8 protein-coding genes are annotated in these 6610 nt (G+C 54.9%); 6 read left to right on the forward strand and 2 right to left on the reverse strand.

The genetic code is table 11. The features are described 5' to 3' along the window. Nucleotides 1-17 precede the first annotated feature (17 nt). The gene (gene smrB / locus FDX03_RS04470) at nt 18-569 is read right to left on the reverse strand and encodes an endonuclease SmrB (protein ID WP_137345533.1); all 552 of its coding nucleotides are present in this window, start codon (nt 567-569) and stop codon (nt 18-20) included. A 166-nt stretch (nt 570-735) separates the two neighbouring features. Here smrB and prmB point away from each other — a divergent pair, with 166 nt between their 5' ends. From prmB to FDX03_RS04500, 6 genes are read left to right on the forward strand one after another with little or no spacing between them, the layout of a single operon-like run. Then, nucleotides 736-1668, forward strand: coding sequence for a 50S ribosomal protein L3 N(5)-glutamine methyltransferase (prmB, locus tag FDX03_RS04475; protein WP_043017082.1), 933 nt, complete (start codon nt 736-738; stop codon nt 1666-1668). Nucleotides 1669-1707: 39 nt separating this feature from the next. Then, nucleotides 1708-2793 (forward strand): chorismate synthase, encoded by a 1086-nt coding sequence (gene aroC / locus FDX03_RS04480; protein WP_048211043.1) that lies wholly within the window; start codon nt 1708-1710, stop codon nt 2791-2793. Nucleotides 2794-2795: 2 nt separating this feature from the next. Next, a complete protein-coding gene (gene mepA / locus FDX03_RS04485; protein WP_061068236.1) occupies nt 2796-3620 on the forward strand; it encodes a penicillin-insensitive murein endopeptidase in 825 nt (274 codons plus the stop codon). Beyond that, nucleotides 3620-4429: a sulfite exporter TauE/SafE family protein gene (locus FDX03_RS04490; protein ID WP_048211044.1), complete on the forward strand. Its 810-nt coding sequence runs from the start codon at nt 3620-3622 to the stop codon at nt 4427-4429. The genes mepA and FDX03_RS04490 overlap by 1 nt, the downstream gene beginning before the upstream one ends. Then, the gene (locus FDX03_RS04495; RefSeq protein WP_005129723.1) at nt 4429-4977 is read left to right on the forward strand and encodes an elongation factor P hydroxylase; all 549 of its coding nucleotides are present in this window, start codon (nt 4429-4431) and stop codon (nt 4975-4977) included. Before FDX03_RS04490 ends, FDX03_RS04495 begins: the two co-directional genes overlap by 1 nt. Nucleotides 4978-5009: 32 nt before the next feature. Further along, entirely contained in the window at nt 5010-5288 is a 279-nt protein-coding gene (locus FDX03_RS04500; RefSeq protein ID WP_137345534.1) for a YfcL family protein, read from the forward strand. A 120-nt stretch (nt 5289-5408) separates the two neighbouring features. Here the strand turns inward: FDX03_RS04500 and mnmC are convergent. Beyond that, the coding region (mnmC, locus tag FDX03_RS23005) for an FAD-dependent 5-carboxymethylaminomethyl-2-thiouridine(34) oxidoreductase MnmC (RefSeq protein ID WP_249356985.1) at nt 5409-6610 on the reverse strand (1202 nt) is incomplete at its 5' end.

Below are 6610 nucleotides of genomic sequence, written 5' to 3' on the forward strand. Positions count from 1 at the left end.
TCTTTCTGTTTTCTGCATCAGGGAAGTTCGGGCGGCAGCCACTCTACCACTTCAATCAGCACCAGCAGCGCGGCGTCACCACCGTACTCTTTCGGCGCCTGATGAAAGGCCATCACATGCGGATGTTGTGCCAGCCAGAGCGGCGTTTGCTGCTTAAGAATATGCTTCCCGTGGCCATGCATCACGCAGGCGCAAAACACATGCTCACGACGGCAGGCGGCGATCAGCGCGCCTAACTCCTGTTTGGCCTGCTGCTGGGTCAGCCCGTGCAGATCGAGAAACAGCTCCGGGGAGTAATCGCCACGGCGCATTTTCTTCAGTTCGAAATGGCTGACGTCGGCACGCAGGTATCTTACCGGGCCGTCCGTATTCAGTAGCGGCTGAAATTCGTCCGAGAAATAGTGGCTGGCATCCGCCTGTTCCTGCAGCAGCTTTTTAACCGGAACCTCGGTGATTTTTTTACGTGGCGGTCGGTGAACAATAGTGTCCTGTTTAATTTTACGCGTGCCGGTCATCAGCTGGCGAAACAGCGTCTGATCCTCCTCGCTGAGCGATGTTTTCTTTTTCATTCGAGCGTCTCATCTTTTATTTTCCGTTAGTTTAACCCGACTCGGCGGGCATCCGATCGCTTAAAACGCAATTTTCGCGCTCAGGCTCCGCGTGAATGCTGATTTATCGCCGTCTTCGTGGCAAACTAGCCGCCGAAATTAATACGAGCATGCCCTGGAGAAATACGTGGATAAAATTTTCGTCGATGAAGCCGTGAGTGAACTGCATACCATTCAGGACATGTTGCGTTGGGCGGTCAGCCGTTTTAGCGCGGCGAATATCTGGTATGGCCATGGCACGGATAACCCATGGGACGAGGCCGTACAGCTGGTGCTGCCGTCGCTTTATTTGCCGCTGGATATCCCAGAAGATATGCGCACTGCGCGTCTGACTTCCAGCGAACGCCATCGTATTGTTGAACGCGTGATTCGCCGCGTCAACGAGCGCATTCCGGTGGCTTATCTGACCAACAAAGCCTGGTTCTGCGGGCATGAATTTTATGTTGATGAACGCGTGCTGGTTCCACGTTCACCGATCGGCGAGCTTATCAATAACCGCTTTGCGGGCCTGATTAATGAGCAGCCACAGCATATCCTCGATATGTGTACCGGCAGCGGCTGTATTGCCATTGCCTGCGCGTATGCCTTCCCGGAAGCCGAAGTCGATGCGGTGGACATTTCCACTGATGCGCTGGCGGTGACCGAGCACAACATTGAAGAGCACGGCCTGATCCATCATGTTACGCCGATCCGCTCCGATCTGTTCCGCGATCTGCTGAAGGTTCAGTATGACCTGATTGTGACCAATCCGCCGTATGTCGATGCAGAAGATATGTCCGATCTGCCAAACGAATACCGCCATGAGCCTGAGCTGGGCCTGGCCTCCGGTAGCGATGGGCTGAAACTTACCCGCCGCATTCTGGGTAACGCCCCGGACTACCTGTCAGATAACGGTATTCTGATTTGTGAAGTCGGAAACAGCATGGTACATCTGATAGAGCAATATCCGGATGTACCGTTCACCTGGCTGGAGTTCGATAACGGCGGTGACGGCGTATTCATGCTGACCAAAGAGCAGTTGATCGCCGCTCGTGAGCACTTCAGCATTTACAAAGACTAAATACACGCGCACATACACAACACGCATAACGGAGCCGTGATGGCAGGAAATACAATTGGGCAACTCTTTCGCGTAACCACCTTCGGCGAATCACACGGGCTGGCGCTCGGTTGTATTGTCGATGGTGTTCCGCCGGGCATTTCTCTGACAGAAGCTGACCTGCAGCACGATCTCGACAGACGTCGTCCTGGCACTTCGCGTTACACTACGCAGCGCCGCGAGCCGGATCAGGTGAAAATCCTCTCCGGCGTATTCGAGGGCGTTACTACCGGCACCAGCATTGGCCTGCTAATCGAAAATACCGATCAACGTTCACAGGATTATGGCGCGATCAAGGATGTTTTCCGTCCAGGACACGCCGACTATACCTATGAGCAGAAATATGGCCTGCGCGATTACCGTGGCGGCGGACGTTCATCCGCACGTGAAACGGCGATGCGCGTTGCGGCTGGCGCGATTGCCAAAAAATATCTGGCGGAAAAATTCGGCGTCGAAATTCGCGGTTGCCTGACGCAGATGGGTGATATTCCGCTGGAGATCAAGGACTGGTCTCAGGTCGAATTGAATCCCTTCTTTTGCCCGGACCCGGATAAAATTGAAGCACTGGATGAACTGATGCGCGGGCTGAAGAAAGAGGGCGACTCCATCGGGGCGAAAGTAACCGTTGTTGCAAGCGGCGTACCTGCGGGTCTCGGCGAACCTGTATTCGACCGTCTGGATGCCGACATCGCCCATGCGCTGATGAGCATAAATGCCGTTAAGGGCGTTGAGATTGGCGACGGATTTGACGTTGTAGCGCTGCGCGGCAGTCAGAACCGCGATGAAATCACCAAAGACGGTTTTCAGAGCAACCATGCGGGCGGCATTTTGGGCGGGATCAGCAGCGGGCAACAAATTATTGCCCATATGGCGCTGAAACCGACGTCCAGTATTACCGTACCAGGGCGCACCATTAATCGCTTTGGTGAAGAAGTCGACATGATCACTAAAGGTCGTCACGATCCGTGCGTTGGGATCCGCGCAGTGCCGATCGCTGAAGCAATGCTGGCGATCGTGTTGATGGATCACTTGCTGCGTCAGCGGGCGCAAAATGCGGATGTGAAGACCGATATTCCACGCTGGTAAAAATGAAAAAAACGGCACTTGCGGCGCTGGCTCTGTTTGCCAGTACCGCCTGTCTGGCGGCGACGCCCTGGCAGAAAATTACCCATCCGGTTGCGGGCAGCGCGCAGTCTATCGGCGCGTTTTCCAATGGCTGTATAGTTGGCGCAGAGACGCTGCCTGTACAGTCAGAACACTATCAGGTAATGCGCACCGATCAGCGTCGTTACTTTGGCCATCCGGATCTGGTGAGGTTTATCCAGCGTCTGAGTAATCAGGCTAATAGTCAGGGGCTGGGCACGGTGTTAATCGGCGATATGGGTATGCCGGCCGGTGGGCGATTTAATGGCGGTCATGCCAGTCACCAGACCGGGCTGGATGTGGATATTTTCCTGCAGCTGCCGAAAACGCGCTGGACCCAGTCACAACTGCTGCGGCCACAGGCGTTAGATCTGGTCTCGCAGGATGGTAAACGTGTTGTACCGTCCCTGTGGAAGCCGGAGATTTTCAGCCTGGTAAGGCTGGCTGCAAAAGATAATGAAGTAACGCGTATTTTCGTGAATCCGGCGATTAAGCAGCAACTTTGTCTGGATGCAGGAACCGACAGGGACTGGTTGCGTAAAGTGCGGCCGTGGTTCCAGCACCGTGCGCATATGCACGTCCGGTTACGTTGCCCTGCCGACAGCCTTGAGTGCGAAGATCAACCGTTACCGCCACCGGGTGACGGCTGCGGCGCGGAGCTGCAAAGCTGGTTCGAACCTCCGAAACCTGGAACCACCAAGCCTGAGAAGAAGACACCGCCGCCGTTGCCGCCTTCCTGCCAGGCGCTACTGGACGAGCATGTACTCTAATGGATCATTTTGCCTCTCTGTTTATGGTGACGCCACTGCTGTTAGGTGTGCTGTTTTTTGTGGCGATGCTGGCAGGTTTTATTGATTCTCTGGCCGGAGGCGGTGGTTTACTCACCATCCCGGCATTGATGGCGGCCGGGATGCCACCTGCGCAAGCGCTGGCGACCAATAAGCTGCAGGCCTGCGGAGGATCTATCTCTTCCTCCCTCTATTTTATTCGTCGTGGCGTGGTTAATCTGGCGGATCAGAAGCTCAATATCTTCATGACCTTTATTGGGTCAATGAGCGGCGCGCTGCTGGTTCAGCATGTGCAGTCAGACATTTTGCGCCAGATCCTGCCGGTTCTGGTTATCTGTATTGGCCTTTACTTTCTGTTAATGCCGAAAGTAGGGGAAGAGGACCGGCAGCGTCGATTGCACGGGCTGCCTTTCGCGCTGGTGGCCGGAGGCTGCGTCGGTTTTTACGATGGCTTTTTTGGCCCGGCGGCGGGGTCGTTCTACGCGCTGGCCTTTGTCATGCTGTGCGGCTACAACCTGGCGAAATCGACGGCCCACGCCAAAGTATTAAATGCCACATCGAATATCGGTGGGCTGCTGTTGTTTGCCCTCGGCGGTAAAGTGATTTGGGCGACCGGATTTGTGATGCTTATTGGCCAGTTTATTGGCGCACGGATGGGCTCACGGCTGGTACTCAGCAAAGGACAAAAACTCATTCGGCCAATGATCGTTATTGTCTCCGCCGTGATGAGCGCCAAGCTACTTTATGATAATCATGGACAGGAGATTCTCCACTGGCTGGGGATGAACTAATGAATAATACGCATCACTACGAACAGTTAATTGAGATTTTTAACGGCTGCTTTGCCGATGAATTTAATACCCGTCTGATTAAAGGCGACGACGAACCGATCTATCTTCCTGCGGATGCGGAATTACCGTATCACCGTATCGTTTTTGCGCATGGCTATTACGCCAGTGCGTTACACGAAATTTCACACTGGTGTATTGCGGGAAAGGCGCGTCGTGAGCTGGTCGACTTCGGTTACTGGTACTGTCCGGACGGACGCGACGCGAAGACGCAATGCCAGTTTGAAGATGTAGAAGTGAAGCCGCAGGCGTTTGACTGGCTGTTTTGCATGGCGGCGGGCTACCCGTTTAACGTCAGTTGCGACAACCTGGAAGGGGACTTTGAACCGGATCGCGTGGTATTCCAGCGCCGTGTTCATGCTCAGGTGATGGAGTATCTGGACAAGGGGATCCCTGAACGCCCGGCGCGTTTCATTAACGCGTTACAGAATTATTATCACACGCCTGAACTTAAGGCGGAACAATTCCCGTGGCCCGAAGCGCTCAACTGACGCCGCTGCCACGTTTACAATGAGGAAAGAAGATGATCGCGGAGTTTGAATCACGCATTCTGGCATTAATCGACGATATGGTAGAGCACGCCAGCGATGATGAGTTGTTTGCCAGTGGTTATTTGCGTGGACACCTGACGCTGGCCGTTGCTGAGCTGGATGCTGGCGAGGACCATTCGGCTGAGGCATTGTACGCCAATGTGACCAGCAGTCTGGAGAAAGCCATCAGCGCGGGCGAACTCTCGCCACGTGACCAGGAGTTAGTGAAAGAGATGTGGGACACCTTGTTCCTGAAGGCGACAAAACAATAAGTACAGTAGCGTGTGCCGGATGGCGACACTGAGGTGTCTTATCCGGCCTATGTGGGCGGGTGTTTGTAGGCCTGATAAGCGTAGCGCCATCAGGCAATGATCGGCTGACACCCCATCCTTTTATTTCACCGTTTTACCCTTCAATAACTTCCGTACCCACAGACGATTCGGATTCAGCGCCGCCAGCGTGCTGGCATCCATTGGGATCGGTTCATCACTCATTTGCGCGGCCAGAATTTCTGCACATAGCGGGGCAGAACATAACCCACGTGACCCCAGCGCGCCAAACATGAACAAATCCGGGTATACCGGTGCGCTTAAAGCATGCTCTTTGTCTTCGGCAAGCGTGGCGTACTGGCTGAGTGTGGCGTTATAGTCCGGCACATTACCGACCATCGGCATGTGATCGCGCGTGGCGCAGCGCACCCCACAGCGGGCGGCATTGCCACTAACGTCCACTTCTTTTGCCCACACGGCATTCGGGAAACAATCTATTAAGCGCTGACGGTTTTGCTGCTGATCGTCAGCACGATACATCGTTTCTTCACTTCCGCGATGATAACTGGCGCCAATGCAGTGCTGCTGATTTTGCGGGTTATGCGGCGTGAGGTAGCCGTCATAGCACAGCACCTGACGCAGCGCTGAAAGCGAAGGCGTAGTAGGAATGTGACTCACCTGACCGCCTACGGAGTACACCGGTAGCGACTGCGTCTGCTCAACGCCGTTAATGCGATGCCCGTTAGCCAGAACTACCGCAGCGTGAGTGGCGGTTGCTCCACTGGCAAACGCCAATTTCCAGTTTTCTGTCTGTCGAGACAGTGAGGCCAGCGTATGTTGATACCGGGTGCGTAATCCCAGCGTTGCGGCATAGTCGAATACGGCGGCGGTTAACTGTGCCGGACACAGCCATCCTCCGGCGGGGTACTGAATCCCGCCGCATCCGGTTTTTACGCCGGTCGTTTGTAAAACCTGCTCTGCGTCCACGCCGACGGCGAGCGCTTCGGGCAGTTCAAGGGACAACATCTGGGCGATTTTTTGCTGGCTTTTTTCGTCCCATGCGAGTTGCGTTACGCCGCACCAGTCATGCGCGAACTCAACGGGGAGGGTGTCATACAGTCGACGGGCGAAGGTAAACGCGGTGGGGAAAAAGAGATTAATAGCCGCGTCATGCTTGCTGAGTAACGGATAGAGCGCGCCCTGGCGATTACCGGATGCGCCCTGCGCAGGCTTATCGTCCGCGCAATAGAGTGTGACCTGCCAGCCTCTACGCAGTAGCGCCAGAGACAGCAATGCGCTGGCAATACCGCCGCCAATAATGGCGG

Source organism: Citrobacter sp. wls827, assembly GCF_005280875.1.
GTDB classification, from domain to species: Bacteria; Pseudomonadota; Gammaproteobacteria; order Enterobacterales; family Enterobacteriaceae; genus Citrobacter; species Citrobacter youngae.

Bases quoted from the DNA above. Each gene is read 5' to 3' on its own strand.
- smrB (WP_137345533.1), bottom strand. From the start codon at position 569: ATGAAAAAGAAAACATCGCTCAGCGAGGAGGATCAGACGCTGTTTCGC.
- aroC (WP_048211043.1), top strand. From the start codon at position 1,708: ATGGCAGGAAATACAATTGGGCAACTCTTTCGCGTAACCACCTTCGGC.
- mepA (WP_061068236.1), top strand. From the start codon at position 2,796: ATGAAAAAAACGGCACTTGCGGCGCTGGCTCTGTTTGCCAGTACCGCC.
- FDX03_RS04490 (WP_048211044.1), top strand. From the start codon at position 3,620: ATGGATCATTTTGCCTCTCTGTTTATGGTGACGCCACTGCTGTTAGGT.
- FDX03_RS04495 (WP_005129723.1), top strand. From the start codon at position 4,429: ATGAATAATACGCATCACTACGAACAGTTAATTGAGATTTTTAACGGC.
- FDX03_RS04500 (WP_137345534.1), top strand. From the start codon at position 5,010: ATGATCGCGGAGTTTGAATCACGCATTCTGGCATTAATCGACGATATG.